At 49.9% G+C, this 22553-nt stretch carries 21 protein-coding genes; all 21 read left to right on the forward strand.

Annotated elements, in window-relative coordinates; all coding sequences use genetic code 11:
- The first annotated feature begins 3 nt into the window (after positions 1-3).
- The 21 genes from ACZ5FK_RS01065 to rpsO all read left to right on the forward strand — a co-directional run bounded on the left by ACZ5FK_RS01065 (position 4) and on the right by rpsO (position 22344).
- Positions 4-474 carry a DUF6115 domain-containing protein gene (locus ACZ5FK_RS01065; RefSeq protein ID WP_464806074.1) on the forward strand — a complete coding sequence of 157 codons (471 nt, stop codon included), beginning with the start codon at positions 4-6 and terminating at the stop codon, positions 472-474.
- Between the two features lie 142 nt (positions 475-616).
- Positions 617-1351, forward strand: a complete 735-nt coding sequence (rpsB, locus tag ACZ5FK_RS01070; RefSeq protein WP_464806075.1) for a 30S ribosomal protein S2 — start codon at positions 617-619, stop codon at positions 1349-1351.
- A 115-nt stretch (positions 1352-1466) separates the two neighbouring features.
- Positions 1467-2351, forward strand: a complete 885-nt coding sequence (gene tsf / locus ACZ5FK_RS01075) for a translation elongation factor Ts (protein ID WP_464806076.1) — start codon at positions 1467-1469, stop codon at positions 2349-2351.
- 92 nt (positions 2352-2443) lie between these two features.
- On the forward strand, positions 2444-3169 hold the full coding sequence (pyrH, locus tag ACZ5FK_RS01080; RefSeq protein ID WP_464806077.1) for a UMP kinase: 726 nt from the start codon (positions 2444-2446) through the stop codon (positions 3167-3169).
- Entirely contained in the window at positions 3169-3726 is a 558-nt protein-coding gene (gene frr / locus ACZ5FK_RS01085; protein WP_464806078.1) for a ribosome recycling factor, read from the forward strand. The genes pyrH and frr overlap by 1 nt, the downstream gene beginning before the upstream one ends.
- A 240-nt stretch (positions 3727-3966) precedes the next feature.
- On the forward strand, positions 3967-4761 hold the full coding sequence (locus ACZ5FK_RS01090; RefSeq protein WP_464806079.1) for an isoprenyl transferase: 795 nt from the start codon (positions 3967-3969) through the stop codon (positions 4759-4761).
- Positions 4758-5552: a phosphatidate cytidylyltransferase gene (locus ACZ5FK_RS01095; protein WP_464806080.1), complete on the forward strand. Its 795-nt coding sequence runs from the start codon at positions 4758-4760 to the stop codon at positions 5550-5552. Before ACZ5FK_RS01090 ends, ACZ5FK_RS01095 begins: the two co-directional genes overlap by 4 nt.
- 23 nt (positions 5553-5575) lie before the next feature.
- Positions 5576-6724, forward strand: a complete 1149-nt coding sequence (locus ACZ5FK_RS01100; RefSeq protein WP_464806081.1) for a 1-deoxy-D-xylulose-5-phosphate reductoisomerase — start codon at positions 5576-5578, stop codon at positions 6722-6724.
- A gap of 96 nt (positions 6725-6820) precedes the next feature.
- Entirely contained in the window at positions 6821-8086 is a 1266-nt protein-coding gene (gene rseP, locus ACZ5FK_RS01105; protein WP_464806082.1) for an RIP metalloprotease RseP, read from the forward strand.
- Positions 8087-8113: 27 nt separating this feature from the next.
- Positions 8114-9802: a proline--tRNA ligase gene (gene proS, locus ACZ5FK_RS01110; RefSeq protein ID WP_464806083.1), complete on the forward strand. Its 1689-nt coding sequence runs from the start codon at positions 8114-8116 to the stop codon at positions 9800-9802.
- A 99-nt stretch (positions 9803-9901) separates the two neighbouring features.
- Positions 9902-14215 carry a PolC-type DNA polymerase III gene (locus ACZ5FK_RS01115; RefSeq protein WP_464806084.1) on the forward strand — a complete coding sequence of 1438 codons (4314 nt, stop codon included), beginning with the start codon at positions 9902-9904 and terminating at the stop codon, positions 14213-14215.
- Between the two features lie 229 nt (positions 14216-14444).
- On the forward strand, positions 14445-14921 hold the full coding sequence (rimP, locus tag ACZ5FK_RS01120; protein WP_464806085.1) for a ribosome maturation factor RimP: 477 nt from the start codon (positions 14445-14447) through the stop codon (positions 14919-14921).
- Positions 14922-14945: 24 nt separating this feature from the next.
- On the forward strand, positions 14946-16148 hold the full coding sequence (nusA, locus tag ACZ5FK_RS01125) for a transcription termination factor NusA (RefSeq protein WP_464806086.1): 1203 nt from the start codon (positions 14946-14948) through the stop codon (positions 16146-16148).
- Between the two features lie 21 nt (positions 16149-16169).
- On the forward strand, positions 16170-16448 hold the full coding sequence (gene rnpM, locus ACZ5FK_RS01130; RefSeq protein ID WP_464806087.1) for an RNase P modulator RnpM: 279 nt from the start codon (positions 16170-16172) through the stop codon (positions 16446-16448).
- Positions 16445-16831 carry a YlxQ family RNA-binding protein gene (locus ACZ5FK_RS01135; RefSeq protein ID WP_464806088.1) on the forward strand — a complete coding sequence of 129 codons (387 nt, stop codon included), beginning with the start codon at positions 16445-16447 and terminating at the stop codon, positions 16829-16831. The genes rnpM and ACZ5FK_RS01135 overlap by 4 nt, the downstream gene beginning before the upstream one ends.
- Positions 16767-19334, forward strand: a complete 2568-nt coding sequence (gene infB, locus ACZ5FK_RS01140) for a translation initiation factor IF-2 (RefSeq protein WP_464806089.1) — start codon at positions 16767-16769, stop codon at positions 19332-19334. Before ACZ5FK_RS01135 ends, infB begins: the two co-directional genes overlap by 65 nt.
- On the forward strand, positions 19331-19609 hold the full coding sequence (locus tag ACZ5FK_RS01145; RefSeq protein ID WP_464806090.1) for a DUF503 domain-containing protein: 279 nt from the start codon (positions 19331-19333) through the stop codon (positions 19607-19609). Before infB ends, ACZ5FK_RS01145 begins: the two co-directional genes overlap by 4 nt.
- 23 nt (positions 19610-19632) lie before the next feature.
- Complete coding sequence (rbfA, locus tag ACZ5FK_RS01150) at positions 19633-19980, forward strand: 30S ribosome-binding factor RbfA (RefSeq protein ID WP_464806091.1); 348 nt, start codon at positions 19633-19635, stop codon at positions 19978-19980.
- A 73-nt stretch (positions 19981-20053) separates the two neighbouring features.
- Positions 20054-20971, forward strand: coding sequence for a tRNA pseudouridine(55) synthase TruB (gene truB, locus ACZ5FK_RS01155; RefSeq protein WP_464806092.1), 918 nt, complete (start codon positions 20054-20056; stop codon positions 20969-20971).
- 34 nt (positions 20972-21005) lie between these two features.
- A complete protein-coding gene (locus ACZ5FK_RS01160; protein ID WP_464806093.1) occupies positions 21006-21944 on the forward strand; it encodes a bifunctional riboflavin kinase/FAD synthetase in 939 nt (312 codons plus the stop codon).
- Between the two features lie 130 nt (positions 21945-22074).
- The gene (rpsO, locus tag ACZ5FK_RS01165) at positions 22075-22344 is read left to right on the forward strand and encodes a 30S ribosomal protein S15 (protein ID WP_464806094.1); all 270 of its coding nucleotides are present in this window, start codon (positions 22075-22077) and stop codon (positions 22342-22344) included.
- Positions 22345-22553 lie beyond the last annotated feature (209 nt).

The following is a 22553-nucleotide window of genomic DNA, read 5'->3' on the forward strand; positions in this document are numbered from 1 at the left end:
AAAATGACAATTGCCATCATACTGCTTTTCATCGTGCAACTCGTCTGTTTTTATCTCATCGCACTGCTCTATATGCGCATGAATAAAGTGAATGACGTGGAAGCGAAACAACAGAGACTCATGGCTGAAATGGATGATACGATCGCCGCGTACCTGCATGAACTGAAGGATGAAAACGACAGGCTCATCAATTTGCTGGAAAGCCGTGACTATCATGCATCGGCTGACGGGGAAGTCAAAACTGAAAGACAGGGCCCGGTTGAAGAAGTGCGGATTAAACCTGTCATTCCGGTGAAAAAAGCGATGCAAACCTATTCGGCGAACATGGCGCCTAAAAAGGCACCTTCGGAAGAACCGGTAGATGACCGGTCGCTGGCTGTCCGTCTGCATGAAGAGGGCCGTTCCATTGAAGAAATTGCAAGAAAGCTTGGAAAAGGAAAGACGGAAATCGAACTGATCCTCAAATTCAAGTGAACTTCTTGCAAACGGATTTTGCCTATGTTATAGTAACAAATGGTGTTACTACACACGCATGATGACGGTGAAGAGGGTGCCGCGAGGTCGCTTCGCCGGATGATTGATGCGGAGGAAACCAACCAAACAGGAGGAAGAAAAAATGTCAGTAATTTCTATGAAACAACTGCTTGAAGCAGGTGTACACTTCGGACACCAGACACGCCGTTGGAACCCGAAAATGAAGAAGTATATTTTCCAAGAGCGTAACGGCATCTACATCATCGACTTGCAAAAGACAGTTAAGAAGCTTGAAGAAGCTTATGACTTCATGCGCCAAGTCGGAGCTGACGGAGGCAAAGTGCTTTTCGTCGGTACAAAGAAACAAGCACAGGAAGCGATCAAAGAAGAAGCAGAACGTGCAGGCATGTACTACATCAACCAACGCTGGCTTGGTGGTACACTAACAAACTTCGGTACAATTCAAAAGCGTGTTGCACGCATGAAGAAGATCGAACAAATGGAAGAGGACGGTACATTCGCAGTTCTTCCTAAAAAAGAAGTTTCCCAATTGCGTAAAGAACACGAGCGCCTCGTGAAATTCCTTGGCGGTATCCGTGACATGAAATCTTTGCCGGATGTCATCTTTGTCGTTGACCCACGCAAAGAGCGCATTGCGGTTGCTGAAGCAATGAAATTGAACATTCCGCTCGTCGGAATTGTTGATACAAACTGTGATCCGGATGAAATCGACTACGTCATCCCAGCGAACGACGACGCAATCCGTGCAGTACGCCTTCTTACAAGTAAAATGGCTGATGCATTGATTGAATCTAGACAAGGCGCGGATGAAGAGACGACTACAGAAGAAGAAGCAGAAACGGTAGCTGCAGAGTAATAGCTTAAAATGAGACGGTAAGCGGCCAAACTCCACTTATCGTCTTTTTTAAAGAGCAACTGGCCAGCATAACGCGAAGGCCACCTTTCGATTTCATATTTAGGAGGAAAAGAAAATGGCAATTACAGCACAAATGGTAAAAGAATTGCGTGAAAAAACAGGCGCAGGCATGATGGACTGCAAAAAAGCATTGACTGAAGTGAACGGCGATATGGACGCAGCTGTTGACTTCCTTCGTGAAAAAGGCCTTTCCAGTGCCGCTAAAAAAGCTGACCGTATTGCGGCTGAAGGCACAACTTACATCCTCGTCGAAGGAAACGAAGCTGTCATCCTCGAAGTGAATGCGGAAACTGACTTCGTAGCGAAGAACGAAGCATTCCAAACACTTGTAAAAGAACTTGCTGAGCAATTGCTTGCTGCAAAGCCTGCTACAGTTGAAGAAGCGCTAGAATCGAAAATGCCTAATGGCACATCGGTTGCAGACCATATCTCAAATGCAGTAGCTAAAATTGGCGAGAAGATTACGCTTCGCCGTTTTGAAGTCCGTACGAAGACTGACAACGACGCATTCGGCCCTTACCTCCATATGGGCGGACGCATTGCTGTTCTTACAATCCTCGAGGGGACTACTGATGAGAGTGCAGCGAAAGACGTCGCAATGCACATCGCTGCTTTGAATCCTAAATACATTTCACGCGACCAAGTATCTGACGAAGAAGTCGAGCGTGAGCGCAAAGTCCTTACTGAACAAGCGCTTAACGAAGGCAAGCCTGAAAATATCGTTGCGAAAATGGTAGAAGGCCGTCTCGGCAAATATTTCGAAGAGATTTGCGTTCTTGATCAAGCGTTTGTTAAGAACTCTGATCAAAAAGTTGGAGAGTTCATTAAATCAACAGGCGGCAAGTTGAAGGAATTCATCCGCTATGCTGTTGGCGAAGGCATTGAAAAGCGTGAAGACAACTTTGCGGACGAAGTAATGAGCCAAGTCAAAGGGAAATAAGACGTTCCTTTTGGTTACACTATAAAAAGAGTAGGGAACACATCACTTGTGTTCCCTATTTTTCGAGAAAAATGAGAAGATGGAGGGTACATATGAGCGTCCCAAAGTATAAACGGATCGTCTTGAAGTTAAGCGGTGAAGCATTGGCCGGAGAAAAAGGATATGGTCTATCACCTGAGATCATCAAATCTGTCGCAACACAAGTGAAAGATGTCGTCGATCTTGGTGTTGAAGTGGCAGTCGTCGTAGGCGGCGGCAATATTTGGAGAGGCAAGGTCGGCAGTGAGATGGGCATGGACCGTACAACAGCGGACTATATGGGGATGCTGGCAACTGTCATGAACTCGCTTGCCTTACAGGATGCTCTGGAGAAGCTTGGGGTGGAAACACGGGTATCCTCCTCGATTGATATGCGTCAAGTGGCTGAACCGTATATTCGCAGAAAAGCGATACGCCATCTTGAGAAGAAACGCGTTGTCATTTTTGCAGCTGGAACCGGAAACCCGTACTTCTCTACAGACACGACAGCCGCACTTCGAGCTGCTGAGATTGAAGCGGATGTCATCCTGATGGGCAAGAACAATGTCGATGGTGTCTATTCCGCCGATCCGTTAAAGGACGAAACGGCCGTTAAGTACTCCGAACTCTCGTATTTAGAAGTGATCAGCCAAGGCCTTGAAGTGATGGATTCGACCGCTTCGACCCTTTGTATGGACAATGACATCCCTCTCGTAGTATTCTCAATTATGGATAATGGAAATATTAAAAAAGCCGTGCTGGGAGAAACGATTGGTACGGTTGTCAGGAGGAAAGGGTAATGCCACACGAAGTGTTGAACCAAACAAAAGAGAAAATGGAAAAGGCGATTGGAGCGCTAGGACGCGAAATGGCATCCATACGGGCAGGCCGTGCGAATGCTGCGTTGCTTGACCGGATTTTTGTCGATTACTATGGTGCACCTACGCCAATTAATCAGATGGCGGGTGTTTCTGTACCTGAACCCCGTCTGCTTGTCATCCAGCCTTATGACAAATCGGTCCTTGGCGATATTGAAAAGGCGATAATGAAATCAGATATCGGCATAACGCCATCCAGCGATGGATCAGTGATCCGGCTGGCTGTGCCGGCTTTGACAGAAGAGCGACGGAAAGAACTCGTCAAACTCGTCAAAAAAGAAGCTGAAGATTCGAAGGTCGCGATCCGTAACATCCGCCGAGATGGAAACGATGATTTGAAAAAGCTTGAAAAGTCGGGAGATATCACGGAGGATGAATTACGCCGTGAAAGTGATGACATCCAGAAACTGACGGATTCCTACATTGAAAAGATTGATGAGATCGCAAAAGAGAAAGAAAAAGAGATTTTGGAAATCTGATAGAAGAACCTTCTAAACAGCGGGACGTCCTATTTCCAGGACGTCCCGTTCCATTTGCAGGCAGCGGGAACAGGAACCTGAAGGGCATAACATTTTATCGTAATCATCCATTCATCCGCATACGTTAGAAAAAGTTCAACGAACGAAATAGAGGGGGCATGTATGGAATGAAATTTGCCTTTCAGTTTGATACGATAGAGAATATACTTGCTCAAATTGTTGCCGAGTGGAGGAAACGAAATGCTTGATAAATTATTGCGGAAGAAAAATGTTGAGGTGGATGCTTCGCTGGCTGAACGTATAGCAGCCGTTAAACGCAGGCAAATACCGGCACATGTCGCAATCATAATGGACGGCAACGGAAGATGGGCGAAACAGCGTAATTTGCCCAGGATTGCAGGACATCACGAAGGAATGAAGACAGTCCGGAAAATTACGCGCATCGCCAATCAACTCGGTGTTAAGGTGTTGACACTTTACGCTTTTTCGACAGAAAACTGGAAGCGCCCTAAATTGGAAATCGATTTTCTTATGAAATTGCCAGGTGAGTTCCTCACTACGTATTTACCTGAACTGATTGAACAAGACGTAAAAGTGGAAATGATTGGAAACTTTGATGCACTGCCCGAACATACTAAGCAAGCAATTATGACTGCCGTCAAGCAGACATCAGAAAACAACGGGCTCATCTTGAATTTTGCCATGAACTATGGAAGCCGGCTTGAGATCGTCAATTCAATGAAAGAGATCGCCAAGCTTGTGCAAACCGGCGAACTGTCCGCTGATGAGATTGATGAATCCGTTATCGAGTCTCATCTGATGACAGCTCACTTACCAGAACCCGATCTGCTGATCCGCACAAGCGGGGAAGTGAGATTGTCCAATTTCATGCTGTGGCAGCTGGCCTATTCGGAGTTTTCCTTTACCGATGTGCTATGGCCGGATTTCGATGAGACGTGCATGCTGCATGCAATGGAAGAATTTCAGATGAGAAACCGGCGCTTTGGAAGTGTGGAAGGAGATCGGAACGTGTGAAACAGAGAATTGTGACAGCTATCATTGCTATAGCCTTATTCGTGCCATTAGTAATAGTAGGGGGGATCCCCTTTACAATCGCCATTTATGTGATTGCAAGTGTAGGGCTGTATGAATTATTCAGAATGAAACATTTGGACTTATTATCAGTAGAAGGCATCATTGCATGGCTTGCACTTGCCATTTTACTAGTTCCCTCTGAATGGACCGGCCAATTAGAACATATTCTTCATCTTACAAAAATAGAATTAGCCTTTATCTTTGTTCTGCTGCTGCTTATTTATACGGTACTATCAAAAAACCGGTATACATTCGACGATGCAGCGTTTACGGTCCTTTCGGTTCTATATGTCGGCATCGGTTTTTATTATCTGAATGAAACGAGGGGCGTTGGCCTCGAATATATCATTTACGCATTGCTTGTCATCTGGACTACAGATTCCGGAGCCTATTTTGTCGGGAGAAAGCTTGGGAACCGAAAATTATGGCCGGAGATTTCCCCGAACAAGACTGTGGAGGGATTTATCGGCGGTATTCTTTGCGCTGTCATTTTTGCTTGCGTCATGCAGGCATTCAAGCCGATTGCTTCAACCTATCCGCTTTTGATCATCATCACAATCGTGGCATCAATTGTCGGCCAGTTGGGAGATTTGGTTGAATCCGCATTCAAACGGCATTATGATGTTAAGGACTCGGGAAAAATTCTCCCGGGACACGGCGGTGTGTTGGACAGGTTCGATAGTTTGCTGTTCGTCCTGCCGTTATTGCATTTTCTACATTTTGTTTCGTAACTTGAAAGGATGTCTTTTAGCATATGTTAAAACGTATTGGGCTGCTCGGGGCTACCGGCTCCATTGGTGTACAGACACTTGATATTATAGAATCCAATCAGGATCAGTTCGAACTTGTCTCATTTTCTGCGGGTACCAATATCGCTAAGACGAGGGAAATCCTGAACCGCCACAGACCGAAAATCGTGTCTGTCATGCATGGAGAGGATGCGGGACGCCTGCAATCTGAATTCCCGAATACAAAAATCCTCCATGGCAAAGAGGGCTTGATCGCCGTTGCGTCTGAAGCTGGCGCAGATCTGCTTGTGAATGCCGTCATCGGCAGTATTGGTCTGGAGCCGACTTTACAGGCGATCCAAGCGGGTATACCGATTGCTATTGCCAATAAAGAGACACTTGTCGCTGCAGGTGATATCGTCGTAGAGGAAGCGAAAAAACGGAATGTTCCCCTTCTGCCGGTGGACAGTGAACATTCGGCACTCTTCCAGTCGCTCAATGGTGAAAATCCAAAGCGGATCAAAAGGCTGATCCTCACTGCATCCGGCGGAAGCTTCAGGGACCGCTCGCGGGCTGAGCTCGAAGGTGTGACAGTCGAGGAAGCGCTAGCCCATCCGAACTGGTCGATGGGGAATAAACTGACGATTGATTCGGCGACGATGATGAACAAAGGGCTTGAAGTCATAGAAGCACACCATCTGTTCAACATGCCGTACGATCAAATCGATTGCCTGCTTCATAAGGAGAGCATTATTCATTCCATGGTTGAGTATGAAGATACGAGCATCATGGCGCAGCTTGGTTCGCCTGATATGCGTGTACCAATTCAATACGCCATGACATACCCTGACCGGATTCCGATGAATAATGCAAAGCCGCTCAGGCTCGAGGAAATCGGCCTGCTGCATTTTGAAAAGATGGACCTGGCGCGCTACAAAGCCCTGGCACTTGCCTATCAGGCGGGACGGGAGGGCGGCACAATGACAGCTGTCATGAACGCCGCTAACGAAGTCGCTGTCCAATTGTTCATGGAAGGGAAGATTCCATTCCTACAAATCGATGAGCTCGTGGAAAGAGCGATGGATGGACACAGGGCGGTCTCCTCCCCGGACCTAGGAACAATATTGGAAGAGGATGCGCGCGCACGGAAACTGGTGTATGATATGGTAAAATGAAAATGCCGAACAACGGTATGACCCTTCGCGCAAGAGAGTTACGGCGGATTGGGTGATTTATAATACGGCCTGTTTGGGCCAGTAAGGTGGTTTTACATGGAAACCGTTATTGCGTTCATCATCATTTTCGGTTCGCTTGTTTTTTTCCATGAACTTGGACACTTCCTGCTAGCGAAGAGCTCGGGCATCATGGTTCGTGAATTCGCGATTGGATTTGGGCCGAAAATATTCTATCAGCAAAGAGGGGAAACCCTTTATACAATCCGCCTATTGCCGCTCGGAGGGTATGTCCGGATGGCGGGCGAGGACTTTGACACTGTTGAACTGCAGCCCGGTTATCGCGTGGGGCTTTTGCTTAATGGCCAGGACGAAATCGAAAAGATTTACTTGAACCGGAATATCTCAGACCCGAACATTCTATTCCTCGAAGTCGAGTCGGCGGATCTTGCGAAAAAGTTAGTGATGGAAGGCTATGATGAAAGCGGGAATCTCGTCTCCTTCAAAGTGGCGAGGAATGCTGTCATCCTTGAAAAAGGCCAGGAAACATTGATCGCGCCATATGACCGTCAGTTCGATTCCAAGCCTCTTTTCAGCAGGGCTGCAACTATTTTCGCCGGACCACTATTCAACTTCATTTTGGCATTCTTCATCTTCGCGGCACTCGGTTTGCTTATGGGCGTACCGAAAAATGAGCCGCTGATCGACGAAGTCATCGCAGGCTCAGCTGCGGAAGCAGGTGGAATGCAAGCTGGGGACCTTGTAACGAGCGTCAATGGCAAGCCGACAGATAAGTGGACGGAATTCACGGATATCGTGCAGAAGAGCCCTGGCAAGGAAGTGCAATTGACTGTCGAACGCGGCGGCTTGCAGCAGTCGCTTACTGTCGTGCCTTCGGTTATCAAGGATTCGGGCATGGAGTTCGGACAGTTAGGTATTAAGACAAAGCCTGAATATGAGAAAAATGTATTCAAATCCGTCGCTTTCGGAGTGGAACAGACAGGATACTGGATTAAGCGGATTTTTGAACTGCTGGGAGAACTGGTAACCGGTAAGTTTACGATAGATGCGCTGTCAGGACCGGTCGGCATTTATAAGACGACTGAGGCAGTCGCTCAGACAGGCGTCTACAGCCTGATGAATTTTGCGGCAATGCTCAGTATCAACCTTGGAATCATGAACCTGCTGCCGCTTCCTGCGCTAGATGGCGGAAGACTTCTTTTCTTCCTGTTTGAAGCGCTCCGCGGAAAACCGGTCGACAAACAGAAAGAGGGCATGGTCCATCTTGTCGGCATCATGCTTCTCATGGTTCTTATGCTGGTTGTCACATGGAATGACATACAAAAATTCTTTTTTAACGGATAAACAAGAGCAGAAAAGGTGGGAAGGACTATGAAACAATCACAGACTTTCATACCTACATTGCGCGAAGCCTCTTCCTCTCAAGAGGAGGAGGCTCCCCATAGGTTTCTGATGAGAGCCGGATACATCCGGCCGAACGGAGCTGGCGCCCAGTCGATTTTGCCTTTGGGTTCGCTCGTATTGCGGAAGATGAAGGAAGTCATCCGGGAAGAATTGGAATCCTCCAGTGCAGTGGAATACATGCTTCCTGCCCTGCAGCCGGCTTCCCCGTGGCAGCAGACAGGCCGCGATTCAAGCTATGGAAGGGAGCTGTTCACACTTCAGGACAGGAACGGCAAGGATACGGTGCTAGCGCCTTCCTATCTTGAAATGGCGATGGCTCTAATGGCGAAAGAACTGGAATCTTATAAGAAACTGCCGCTGACATTCTATCAAATCAGGCCGGTGTTCCGGGATGAGAAAAACTCCAGGAAAGGTCTTATGCATAGCCGGGAAGGTCTTGTCGCCGAAGCATTCTCCTTCACTGACGGTGAAGAAAAGGCTACAGAGCGTTTCGGTATGCTTGAGCAGAATTGCTCGTTCATATTCGCGAAACTTGGGATCGATCACCGGATTATTAAAATGGAAGATTGCTATACGTTCATCGCCATTTCTCCAGCAGGTGAAGAGAAGATTGCTTTTAGCGATGCTTCTTCTTATGCAGCTCCGCTTGAACTTGCAGAAGTGCGTGAAGAGACGGGGGAACCGGAAAACACAAAAGCGAAGGAATTGGAGAAAGTGGCGACACCGGATGCCCGTACAGCCGGGGAGGCCGCGGAACTGCTTGCTGTTCCTAAGTCGTCTGTCATTAAAACGCTCGTTTACCAAGCAGACGATCAATATGTCGTTGTGCTTGTGAGAGGAGATCACGAGATCAGCGAACCGAAACTTTCGCGTTTTCTCCAAAGGCAATCTGTAAGACTTGCAAATAAAGAGGAAGTGACCCGGATTTTAGGGGTGCCTCCTGGTTCGATCGGTCCTGTGAAACTGCCGGTCGGCATGCAGGTGTTTAGCGACAGAGCAGTCGCTGCCATGATCAATGGCGTTTGCGGAGCGAATGAGGATGGATTCCATCTGATTAATGTCAATCCGGACAGGGACTTCGCCGTCGATGCCTACGGTGACCTCCGGCTGATCCGGGAGGGGGATCCTTCCCCTGATGGCTACGGGACAATCCATTTCATGAACGGCACGGAACTGGCCCGGATCCGCCGTCTCGGCACAAAAAGCAGTGAAAAGATAGGAGCGCTTTTCACTGCGGCGGACGGAAAATCAAAGCCGCTGTCAGTCGTAGAGTGTGAATTGGATGTCTACCGGCTGCTGGCGACACTCGCCGAGCAGTATCATGATGAATACGGATTGAAATGGCCAAAACAGGTAGCTCCCTATCATATCCACCTGATTACTGTAGACATGAAAGACGATGTGCAGCGTCAATTGTCAGAAGACCTGTACAGTCTGCTTAAAACATACAGATATGATATTTTGCATGATGATCGTGATGAACGGGCGGGCGTCAAATTTGCGGATGCCGATCTTATCGGATTGCCGATTCGCCTGGTCGTAGGAAAGAAGGCGGCGTCAGGCATCATCGAGATCAAATTTCGGGAAACAGGCGAGATGGTTGAGTGGCAGAAAGAGGAAGTCACGGAAAAACTCCAGTCCTTCTTTGCCATCTAATAGACAAGGGGAGGCCGGGTATGCCCGTCCTTCCCTTCTTTTGGCATTCAAACAGTCTTATATCAAAAAGATACATATAGCAAGAGAGGGGGAAGCAATATGGATGGAAAGATGAAATTGTTGACGCTGCTTCAGCAGATCGGAATGGATGAAGATGAATTAGCGGTCCATTTCAAAGATGCGGAATTGCAACGGGTCAATGTCCATACTAAATCGAAAGTTTGGCAGTTCGACATTTTGCTTGAGAATCCTCTGCCGATCGAGGTGTTCCGGATTTTCAAACAGAGGGTTGAACAGTCATTCCAGGCAATTGCGCAAATCCGGCTTCACTTATCAAGCCGCAACCGTATGTTTGATGGAGACCTGATTGCAGCCTATTGGCCGTTCATCCTTGAGGAATTGCAGGATATGTCGCCGCCGATCCGCGAGCGGTTAAGCGGCCAAAGGCCTGTCGTCAAAGGCGAGAAGCTGATGCTGGAAGCCGGCTCCGATATGGAGTTGCAGACGCTGAAAAACAAATATGCCAATTTGCTGTCCGAAGTATATGAATCATTTGCTTTCCCGTCACTCTATTTTGACGTCGTTCTTCAGGAAAAAGGCGTGGAGGCCGATGAAGCGGCGAGGCAGGCATTTCTTGCGGCGCGCGAGGCGGAAGAAGAGGCATATGCGAAGAAGGCGCTTGCTGTCATGCAGGAAAGGGATACTGCCCGGAAAGACGCTCCAGATTTGGACAGGCCGTTCATTTTGGGGACGCCGATCAAATCGGGCGAGGAGATCAGCGATATTTCTTCTATCCAGGATGAAGAGCGCCGGATCGCGATCCAAGGATATGTATTCGACGTGGAAGTGCGCGAACTCCGCAGCGGACGGTCCTTATTGACGATGAAAGTGACCGATTACACAGATTCAATTCTTGTGAAGATGTTTTCACGTGACAGTGAAGACGCTGAACTGATGAATACATTAAAAAAAGGAGCTTGGGTACGGGCGCGCGGCAGCATCCAAAACGATACATTTGTACGTGATTTAACGATGATTGCGCAAGATATCATGGAAATCGCACCAGTTGTCCGAAAAGACACGGCGCCGGAAGGCAGGAAGCGGATTGAACTCCACGCGCATACGAACATGAGCCAGATGGATGGAGTCATATCCGCCTCCTCCATTGTCGCCCAAGCCGCCAAGTGGGGGCACCCGGCAGTGGCGATCACAGATCACGCCAATGTGCAGTCGTTCCCGGAAGCCTATTCGGCCGGCAAAAAACATGGCATCAAAGTGCTTTTCGGCCTGGAAGCGAATCTGGTGGATGATGGAGTGCCCATTGTTTATGATGAACAGCATCGTAAGCTGGAAGATGATGTCTTCGTTGTTTTCGACGTAGAGACGACCGGGCTATCAGCAGTCTACGACACGATCATCGAGCTTGCCGCCGTGAAAGTGAAGGACGGGGAAATCATCGAACGGTTTGAACGGTTCGCGAACCCCCACCATCCGCTTTCCTCCACGACGACAGAACTGACAGGCATTACAGATGACATGGTGAAGGATGCACCGGAAGTGGAGGAGGTCATCCGTGACTTCAAGGCGTTTATCGGTGATTCGGTCCTTGTCGCCCATAATGCATCGTTCGACATGGGATTCCTGTACGAAGCCAGCAAGAAGGCTGGACTGCATGACACGGCCTACCCTGCAATCGATACGCTCGAGCTTGCGCGCTTCCTCTATCCCGAGCTCCGCAACCACCGGCTGAATACGCTTGCGAAGAAGTTCGATATCGAATTGACGCAGCATCACCGGGCGATTTACGACACTGAAGCGACAGCCTATCTATTTATCCGTCTCATGAAAGATGCAGAAGAAAAAGACATCCATTGGCTGGATGATTTCAACAAACATATCGGGGACAGCGATGCATATAAGCGATCTCGTCCTTCGCACTGCACGCTACTTGTGACGAGCGACGAAGGCCTGAAAAACCTGTTCAAGCTAGTCTCCTACTCGCATATGGATTATTTTTACCGGGTGCCTCGAATCCCCCGCTCGCTTCTTTCGAAATACCGGTCCGGCCTTCTCGTAGGCTCGGGATGCGACAAAGGGGAAGTATTTGAAGGGCTTATGCAGAAATCGATGGATGAAGTGGAGGAGATCGCAAAGTTCTATGATTACCTTGAATTGCATCCGAAACCCGTCTATTCGCATTTGATAGAGATGGAACTTGTCCGTGATGAGTGGAATCTGGAAGATATCATGCGCAAGATGATCAAGCTCGGCAAAAAAACCGGTCTTCCGGTATGCGCGACAGGAAATGTCCATTATATCGACGAAACCGATGCCATGTATCGGCAAGTCCTCGTCCGCTCTCAAGGCGGGGCGAATCCGCTGAACAGACATTCCCTGCCCGCCGTCCATTTCAGGACGACAAACGAGATGCTGGAGGAATTCGACTTCCTTGGCAAAGAGACCGCTGAGCAGATTGTCATTGATAATCCGCATGCGATCATGGAGAAGATCGGTGAAGTGAAAGTCATCAAGGATGACCTGTACCCTCCTGCAATTGAAGGGGCGAACGATGAAGTGCGCGAGCTGACATACTCGATGGCACGCCGCATTTATGGGGATGAACTGCCTGAGATCATCGAAGCGCGCATAGAGAAGGAATTGAACTCGATCATTGGAAATGGCTTCGCCGTCATCTACCTCATCTCACATAAGCTGGTGAAGAAGTCCCTGGACGACGGATATCTCGTCGGTTCCAGGGGGTCGGTCGGCTCTTCACTCGTTGCGACGATGATGGAAATCACAGAGGTCAATCCGATGCCGCCGCATTATGTCTGTCCGTCTTGCAAGACATCCGAGTTCTTCGACGACGGATCGGTCGGCTCCGGTTTCGACTTGCCCGACAAGGCGTGTCCGAATTGCGGGTCGATGTTCAAGAAGGACGGCCAGGATATTCCATTTGAGACGTTCCTCGGCTTCAATGGAGACAAAGTTCCGGATATCGACTTGAACTTCAGCGGTGAGTATCAAGCGCATGCGCATAACTATACAAAAGTGCTGTTCGGCGAGGATTACGTGTATAGGGCGGGGACCATCGGAACAGTCGCGGAAAAGACGGCGTACGGATATGTACGCGGGTATATGAACGACAACAATGTCCACTTCCGGGGCGCTGAAATCGACCGTCTTGTGCAAGGCTGCACAGGCGTCAAGCGGAATACAGGGCAGCACCCGGGCGGCATCATAGTCGTCCCGGATGATATGGATATCTTTGATTTCACACCGATCCAGTATCCTGCCGATGACGTCGGTTCGAGCTGGCGGACGACGCATTTCGATTTCCACTCAATTGATAACAACTTGCTGAAGCTTGATATTCTGGGACACGATGATCCGACGATGATCAAGATGCTAGAGGATTTATCGGGAATCGATCCGAAAACCATCCCGCCGGATGATGACGGCGTAATGGCCTTATTCAGCGGAACGTCCTCGCTTGGCGTGACGGAGGAGCAGATTGACTGCAAGACGGGAACGCTTGGCGTGCCTGAGTTTGGAACACGCTTCGTCCGTCAGATGCTTGAAGAGACGAAACCGTCCACATTTTCGGAGCTGATCCAGATTTCGGGCTTGTCCCACGGCACTGACGTCTGGCTCGGCAATGCGCAGGAGCTGATCCAGAATAAAATCTGTCAGCTGTCCGATGTGATCGGCTGCCGGGATGACATTATGGTGTACCTGATCTATCAGGGGCTGGATCCGTCGATGGCGTTCAAAATCATGGAAAGTGTGCGGAAAGGGAAAGGGCTGACGCCTGAATTCGAGGCGGAGATGAAAGCGAACAGCGTGCCGGACTGGTACATCGACTCATGTAAGAAGATCAAATACATGTTCCCTAAAGCCCACGCTGCCGCTTATGTTCTGATGGCGCTTCGCATTGCGTATTTTAAAGTGCATCACCCGATCATGTATTATGCCGCCTACTTCTCGGTCAGGGCGACCGACTTTGATCTCGCGGTCATGACGAAAGGGTCGGCATCCATCCGCGCGAAGGTCAAAGAGATCAATGAAAAGGGTCTCGATGCTTCACCGAAAGAAAAGAGCTTGCTGACAGTGCTTGAGATTGCTCTAGAGATGTCCGAGCGCGGTTTCACTATGGCGAAACCGGATCTGTATAAGTCGGATGCCACAAAATTTATCATCGAAGGCAATTCGCTGATTCCGCCGTTCAACTCGATTCCATCTCTAGGGACGAATGTCGCCAAGATGATTGTCGAAGCCCGGAAGGATGGCATTTTCCTCTCCAAGGAAGATTTCCAGCAGCGCGGCAGGGTGTCGAAGACCGTGGTGGAATATATGGATACACTTGGCTGTCTAGAAGGAATGCCAGATACGAACCAGCTATCGCTTTTCTGATATCGTCCAGTGCGCATCCCTAATGGCAACGACATGCACTTTGGTTGCATCGCTTTGTAACCGATGGTATAATTGTAGCAACTTTTGCTATAAGTCTCGCGTGAAAAGAGTGGGGTTTCCCGCTCTTTTCTGTTGTCTATACTTAATTTGACAGCAACCGCCCTGCAGGCATCCGGCAAGTGGCGGCGATTTGCTTGTAGCGGTTGAATTCAAGTTCGGGAGGGCTATGATGAGTAAAATTACAGAAGAGGTCGAGCAGCTCGTCACGCCGATTGTCGATGAGTTTGGTCTGGAACTTGTGGATATCGAGTTTGTGAAGGAAGGCAAGGATTGGTTCCTTCGCGTCTATATCGATACTCCGGAAGGCAACATCGACATTGAGCAATGTGCGCTCGTCAGTGAAAAGCTGAGTGAGGAGCTGGATCGGACTGATCCGATTCCGCAGAACTATTTCCTGGAAGTATCGTCACCGGGCGCCGAACGTCCCTTGAAAAAGGAAGAGGATTTCGTAAAAGCGATCGGCCAGTACGTCTATATTAAGACATACGAGCCGATTGACGGCATGAAAGAGTTCGAAGGCTATCTTTTGGCGTATGGTCCGGAGAAGGCGGAAATACAGATCCGTATCAAAACGCGGAAAGTGACAGTTTCGATCGATAAGGAAAAAATCGCATTCGCCAGACTGGCAATCGATTTCTCGGCATAATTGAATAATAGGGAGTGAAGGGAAATGAGTAGTGATCTACTCGATGCATTAACCGCCCTCGAAAAGCAAAAAGGCATTTCAAGGGATATATTGGTCGAAGCGATTGAAGCGGCTTTGGTGACCGCCTATAAACGAAATTTCAATCAGGCACAAAACGTGCGTGTCGATTTGAATCTTGACAAAGGGACAATGAAAGTGTTCGCCCGTAAAGATGTCGTCGAGGAAGTCGAGGATGACAGACTTCAGGTCTCCCTGGAGGACGCCATGAAGGTTAACCCGGCATATGAAATCGGAGATATCCTGGAAGAGGAAGTGACGCCTCGGGATTTCGGACGCATCGCTGCACAGACTGCGAAGCAAGTCGTTACGCAGCGTGTCCGTGAAGCGGAGCGTGGCCTCATCTATGATGAATATGTCGATCGTGAAGATGACATTATAAACGGCATTGTGGAACGGCTGGACCAGCGCAATCTTTATGTCGGGCTCGGCAAAGTGGAAGCTGTCCTTCCTGTAAGCGAACAGATCCCGTCGGAGTCTTATGATGTCCATGACCGCATCAAGGTATATATCACAAAAGTGGAACGCACATCACGCGGTCCGCAAGTATTCGTTTCCCGGACACATCCAGGTCTTCTCCGCAGGCTGTTTGAAATGGAAGTGCCGGAGATTTATGACGGCACCGTGGAAATCAAGTCAATTGCACGTGAAGCGGGAGACCGCTCGAAGATTTCCGTTCACACGAACAACGAAGAGGTCGATCCTGTAGGGTCTTGTGTCGGTGCACGAGGAGCACGTGTCCAGACGATATCGGGTGAGCTGAGCGGAGAAAAGATTGATATCGTCGAATGGTCCGAGGATCCGGTCGTGTTTGTCGCAAATGCATTGAGCCCTTCAAAAGTGCTTGATGTCCAAGTGAACGAAGAGGACCGGTCGACAACTGTCGTCGTTCCGGATTATCAGCTGTCGCTGGCGATCGGCAAGAGAGGCCAGAACGCGCGCCTTGCCGCGAAGCTTACAGGCTGGAAAATCGACATCAAGAGCGAAACTGACGCCCGGGAGATGGGCATCTATCCTCCTGTCATAAGTGAGACGGAAGGCGATGAGAACCATGTATACGACGCCGGGGAAGATGGCGACGATATATATACTGAAGATCCTTACTTCGCGGAAGAAGAAGAGAACGAAGAAGAGATCGACTTGTACGCGGACACAGAAGAGAACGATTGACACATGGGAAGGTGACTGCACATGACGAGCAACCGTAAAGTGCCATTACGGAAATGCGCGGCAACCGGGGAAATGCGTCCGAAAAAGGAAATGATCCGGATTGTGCGCTCCAAGGAAGGCGAAGTGTCTGTCGACTTGACCGGCAAAAAGTCCGGCCGCGGCACGTACGTCTCAAAAACTGAAGAAGCGGTTGAAAAAGCGCGCCAAAGCCATTCGATCGAAAAGCAGCTTGGTGCGCAAGTTTCGGAGCAAGTCTATGAAGACCTGCTTCACGCCATACGCCGAGAGGCTTTGAAATGATAAGCAAAGAAGTGTTCCAGCTGCTTGGCATGGCGGCACGGGCGCGGAAGATCGTGACAGGCGAAGAGCTGGTCGTACGTGAAATCCGCAGCGGCAACGCGAAACTTGTGCTTATTTCAAGCGACGCTTCGAAGAACACATCAAAAAAGATAAATGATAAATGCAATTCATATAACGTTGAGAAGCATGTCTGCGGGTCCCGAGAAGACCTGGGGCATGCGATCGGTAAAGAGTCGCGGGTCGTACTCGCGTTAACGGACGCCGGCTTTGCCGGTAAACTGTCCGGGCTCCTCAACGAATCTAACCGGGGGTGGGCTAATGACGAAAATACGTGTACACGAATACGCGAAGAAAGTAAATCGTTCGAGCAAGGAAGTCATTGAGGAATTAGGAAAGATGAATGTCGACGTGTCCAATCATATGTCCATGATCGACAAGGACGCAGCGTCCAAGCTGGATAAGAAATACGGCGTCGGAGGAAACCAGTCACCAAAATCCGAGAAGCCGGCCCGTCCAGCGAATACTGGCGGAAATGGCCCGCAGAACCGCAATCCGAAGAGCGGCGCACGCCAAGGCGAACGCCGGCCTGAGAGCGGACAAGAGGGCGGCAGCCGTCAACCGCAAAATGGTAACCGCAGCCAAGGCGGCAATCGCCAGGGACAATCGTCTGGAAACCGTCCTGCGCGGAATGACCAGCAGCGCGGCGGAGCGAATCGCCCCCCTCAAAGCGGCGGCGGATCCCAAGGCGGCCAGCGCAATCAGCAAAGCGGAAGCCAGCAAGGCGGAAACCGCGGACCACAGAGCGGAAGCCAGCAAGGCGGCAATCGCGGACCGCAAAACAGCAATCAGCAGGGAGGCAATCGTACTTCCCAAGGCGGCAATCGAAGCGGCGGCGGGCAAGGCGCTAATCGCCCGTCCCAAGGCGGCAACCGCGGCCAGCAGGGTGGCGGCAACCGCACGCCACAAGGCGGCCAAAATCAGCAAGGCGGCAATAATCGCGGAGGCCAGGGCGGCAATAACCGAGGCGGCCAGGGAGGCCGCGGCGGACGTCCGCCGGCACGCGGCATCAACCAGGGCAGACGCAGACACAGACCTGCAAATCCGATGCCGAAGGTCGAAAAACCGCTGCCGGAAAAAATTACATTCTATGAATCGCTATCAGTCGGGGAGCTTGCGCAAAAACTTGGCAAGGAACCATCCGAAATCATCAAAAAGCTATTCATGTTAGGTGTCATGGCGACCATCAACCAGGAGCTTGACAAAGATGCAATCGAACTGATCTGCGCGGATTACGGCGTAGACGTGGAAGAGGAAATCCGCATTGATGTCACAGACCTTGAGATCTACTTCGAGGAAGATGAAGAAAAAGAGGCGGGTTCCATGGAACGGCCGCCTGTAGTTACGATCATGGGGCACGTCGACCATGGTAAGACTACATTGCTCGACTCGATCCGCGACACGAAAGTGACCCAGGGCGAAGCGGGCGGCATCACGCAGCATATCGGAGCCTACCAGATCAAGACGGATGGCAAGAAGATCACATTCCTTGATACGCCTGGTCACGAAGCGTTCACGACAATGCGTGCCCGCGGTGCAAGCATTACGGACATCACGATCCTTGTGGTTGCTGCTGATGACGGCGTCATGCCGCAGACAGTGGAAGCGATCAACCATGCGAAAGCGGCCGAGGTGCCAATCATCGTTGCTGTCAACAAGATGGATAAGCCGAGTGCGAACCCTGACCGTGTCATGCAGGAACTTACCGAACATGGCCTTGTTGCGGAAGACTGGGGCGGCGATACGATTTTCGTTCCGATCTCCGCTTTGAAAGGGGAAGGGATCGACCAGCTGCTTGAGATGGTGCTTCTTGTTTCGGAAGTCGCTGAATTGAAAGCGAATCCGTCCATCCGCGCACGCGGTACAGTCATCGAGGCACAGCTTGACCGCGGCCGCGGTGCGGTTGCAACACTTCTTGTCCAAGACGGGACACTCCGCGTCGGCGATCCGATCGTGGTCGGCAACACATACGGCCGTGTTCGGGCGATGATCAATGATCTTGGGCGCCGCGTGAAAGAGGCGGGTCCTTCGACGCCGGTTGAAATCACCGGGCTGAGCAGCGTACCGCAAGCGGGCGATCGCTTTGTCGTCTTCGAAGATGAGAAGACAGCCCGCCAGATCGGCGAATCGAGAGCTGGAGATGCACTTCAGGAACAGCGTACCGAAAAGACACGCGTCACGCTCGACAACTTGTTCGACCAGATGAAGCAGGGTGAGATGAAAGAATTGAACCTGATCGTCAAAGCAGACGTGCAAGGCACCGTCGAAGCGATGGCTGCGTCACTTATGAAAATCGACGTAGAAGGCGTCAATGTGAAGATCATCCATACAGGCGCTGGAGCTATCAACGAATCTGATATTTCCCTTGCTGCCGCTTCAAATGCCATTGTCATTGGATTCAACGTACGTCCTGACGTGAATGCGAAACGCGCAGCGGAAGAAGAGGGCGTTGATATTAGGCTCCACCGTGTCATCTATAAGGTGATTGAAGAGATCGAAGCGGCGATGAAAGGGATGCTTGATCCTGAATATCAGGAAAAAGTTATCGGTCAGGCGGAAGTCCGTGAGACGTTCAAAGTGTCTAAAATAGGCACGATTGCCGGAAGCTATGTAACGGACGGCAAAATAACACGTGATTCCGGTGTCCGGGTCATCCGAGACAATGTCGTTGTCTTCGAAGGTGAGCTTGATACATTGAAGCGCTTCAAAGACGATGTCAAAGAAGTCGCTAAAGGGTATGAGTGCGGAATTACGGTTAAAAACTTCAATGATATCAAAGAAGGAGATATCATCGAAGCGTACATCATGGAAGAAATCAAGCGGGCATGATTGTATACGCGGAGTGCACGTTTTTCATCCACGGCATCGGCTCCCTGAAAGGCAAACGTTCCGTCTTGCAACGCATGATGGAACGGACGAAAAATGATTACAACGTATCCATTTCGGAAATAGACTATCAGGACCTTTGGCAACGGACGATGCTTGCGCTTGTTTCCGTCTCCTCCTCGAAAGACGCTGCGGAGCGGGAAGTGAGGAGGGCCATCCGGTTCCTTGAATCAAATCCGGAATGGGAAATGACAGAACTCCATCTGGACTACTATTGACACAAGAATCGGGGTGACCATCCATGTCTATGCGATCGAATCGAGTAGCCGAGCAGATGAAGAAAGAACTCGGTGAAATTATCGGCCACAAATTGAAAGACCCGAGAATCGGCTTCGTCACTGTTACGGATGTCGAAGTGACGGGTGACCTGCAACAGGCGACCGTCTTCATTTCCGTACTTGGAAATGACCGGCAGAAGGAAGAGACGCTGATCGGGCTGTCGAAAGCGAAAGGATTCATCCGATCGGAAATCGGCCAGCGGATCCGCTTGCGGAAGACACCTGAAATCGAATTTGCATTCGACGACTCTGTCGAATACGGAAACCGCATTGAATCCCTCCTTCGGGAAGTGAACCAAGACGATAATTGAAATACTGAGGAAGCCGGAATTCCGGCTTCCTCTCTTCATACATAAATGAATTATGAACAGAGGAGATGAAAGCATGAACGGAATCCTTCCTCTCTGGAAAGAAAAAGGGATGACATCGCACGACTGTGTCTTCAAGCTCCGTAAGATCCTCGGCACGAAAAAAGTCGGGCATACCGGCACGCTGGACCCGAATGTTGAAGGCGTCCTGCCGATCTGCATCGGACAGTCCACTAAAGTGGCGGAATACATAACAGATGCGGGCAAGGAGTATGTAGCGACGGTCTCGATCGGCCGAGCGACCGAAACGGAAGATGCGGACGGGGAGACCGTGCACGAAGATCTCTCGATGAAAAAAGTCTCAAGGGATCAGGTCGTAAGAGCGCTTGACGCACTGACAGGAGACATTGTGCAGATCCCCCCGATGTACTCCGCGGTCAAAGTGAACGGCAAACGCTTGTATGAGTATGCAAGAAAAGGACAGGAAGTTGAGCGGCCAGAGCGGACGGTGCGCATCCATTCCATTGAACTGCTCGGCGAGGATCAGGTTTTTGAAGGGGAGGAGATCGAGTTCTCCATCAAGGTCGCATGCGGGAAAGGGACCTATATCCGGACGCTCGCCACACAAATTGGACAGAAGCTCGGCTATCCGGCCCATATGTCCTCTCTTATCAGGACGGCATCAGGTTCATTTACAAAAGATGACTGCCTGACGCTTGAGGGGGTCAGGTCGGCAAAAGAGGAAGGGGATCTCAGTTCCAGCATCCGGCCGCTTGAAAGTGCGCTGGCTGAGTTTCCGTTCGTCGAAGTGGCCGGCCGTGATGATGACCTGCTTTTCAAACTAAGGAACGGGCAAGTGCTCCCGGCCGATCCATTGTTACAGGAACATAGCCATATTGTGTTCACGGAAGACGGAAAGGCGTTCGCCGTCTATTGCAACCACCCAGTGCATGAAGGTATGATGAAACCGGAGAAGATGTTCCCCGCAAACTGATCATCAGCGAGTTAGCGGGGAAGGAGGTAAAGGAATGGAAATATACAGACTGGAATATCCCGATCGCCTGAAGGAAGGAAACGAAGAGGCATATGCGCTTGCAATCGGTTTCTTTGATGGACTGCACCGCGGTCATCAGAAAGTGATCCAGGAAGCGATCCAAAAAGCGGACGAGCTTGGCATCAAATCTGCTGTCATGACGTTTGATCCGCATCCATCTCATCTTTTAGGGAAAGAGAAAGTTGGCTACATCACACCACTGGAAGAGAAAATGAAGATTTTGCGGACGATGGGCATTGATACGGTTTTTATTGTCCGTTTCAATTCGGAACTCGCTTCCCTGTCTCCAAAAAGGTTTATTGATACCTTCATCAAAGGCTTGCATGTAAGGCATGTGACAGCGGGTTTTGATTTCACATTCGGTTCAAAAGGCGCCGGCACGATGGAAGATATGGAATGTCTTTCGGGAGGCGAGTACGGGACGACCGTCATCGGTAAAGTGGAGATGGATGAAGAGAAAGTTTCGTCGACCCGTATCCGCGGCCTTTTAAAAAAAGGAGATGTACAGGAAACGTGCGAATTGCTCGGGCGCCCGCTCCGTACATCGGGCATCGTGATCCACGGGGAGAAAAGAGGCCGGATGCTCGGCTTTCCGACCGCGAATATCGAAGCGGACGAGGAAGCCATCCTTCCTGCAAATGGTGTGTACGCCGTATTCTTCACTGTCAGCGGTGTAACGTATAAAGGCGTCTGCAATATAGGTGTCAAACCAACATTCCATGATCCGGATCAAAGAAAGGTGCTCATAGAAGTGCATGTCCTCGATTATGATGGCGATCTATATGGGAAGGCGGCAACTGTCGACTGGATCGCCCGCATCCGGCCAGAGCAAAAATTTGCATCCGTCGATGAACTTATCCGGCAAATCGGGAATGATAAAGAGACCGCCCGGAAATTGCTTGAAAAGGCATAATGAAAGTTGCACATCCGATTTGTGCGTGATATGATGAATATGTGCTGAAGCACGAACCTTTCCTTGGCAAGCCGATTCACCAACGGCAGCTCGGGATTCGGGGATATTTTGATAGTAGGAGGTGAAAAGGATGGCTATTACTCAAGAGCGTAAAAACGAATTGATCAATGAATTCAAAACGCATGAGAATGACACAGGATCTGCTGAAGTACAGATCGCTATCCTTACTGAAGAGATCAACAACCTGAACAACCACTTGCACGTGCATAAGAAAGACCACCATTCACGCCGTGGACTTTTGAAAATGGTTGGAACGCGTAAAAGACTTTTGAAATACTTGCGTGACGCAGATGTTCAGCGTTACCGTGAGCTTATTTCCAAACTCGGTCTTCGCCGATAATAAGACAAATACGCAAAGCGGGCCATGCCCGCTTTTTTCTTTGCATCCAGATGCGAGCGTGCTGATCATGTTTCCTTTGCGAATCAGCAGGGGACCGGCATCCGCTTTACAGATAGATTCGAAATACTTCGCATAACCGAGCCTTTTTTGATACACTACTACTTAATACATACTACGTATGGACTTTCAGCGTTTAAATGAGAAAGGGG

Source organism: Sporosarcina sp. GTC18466 (genome assembly GCF_055389225.1).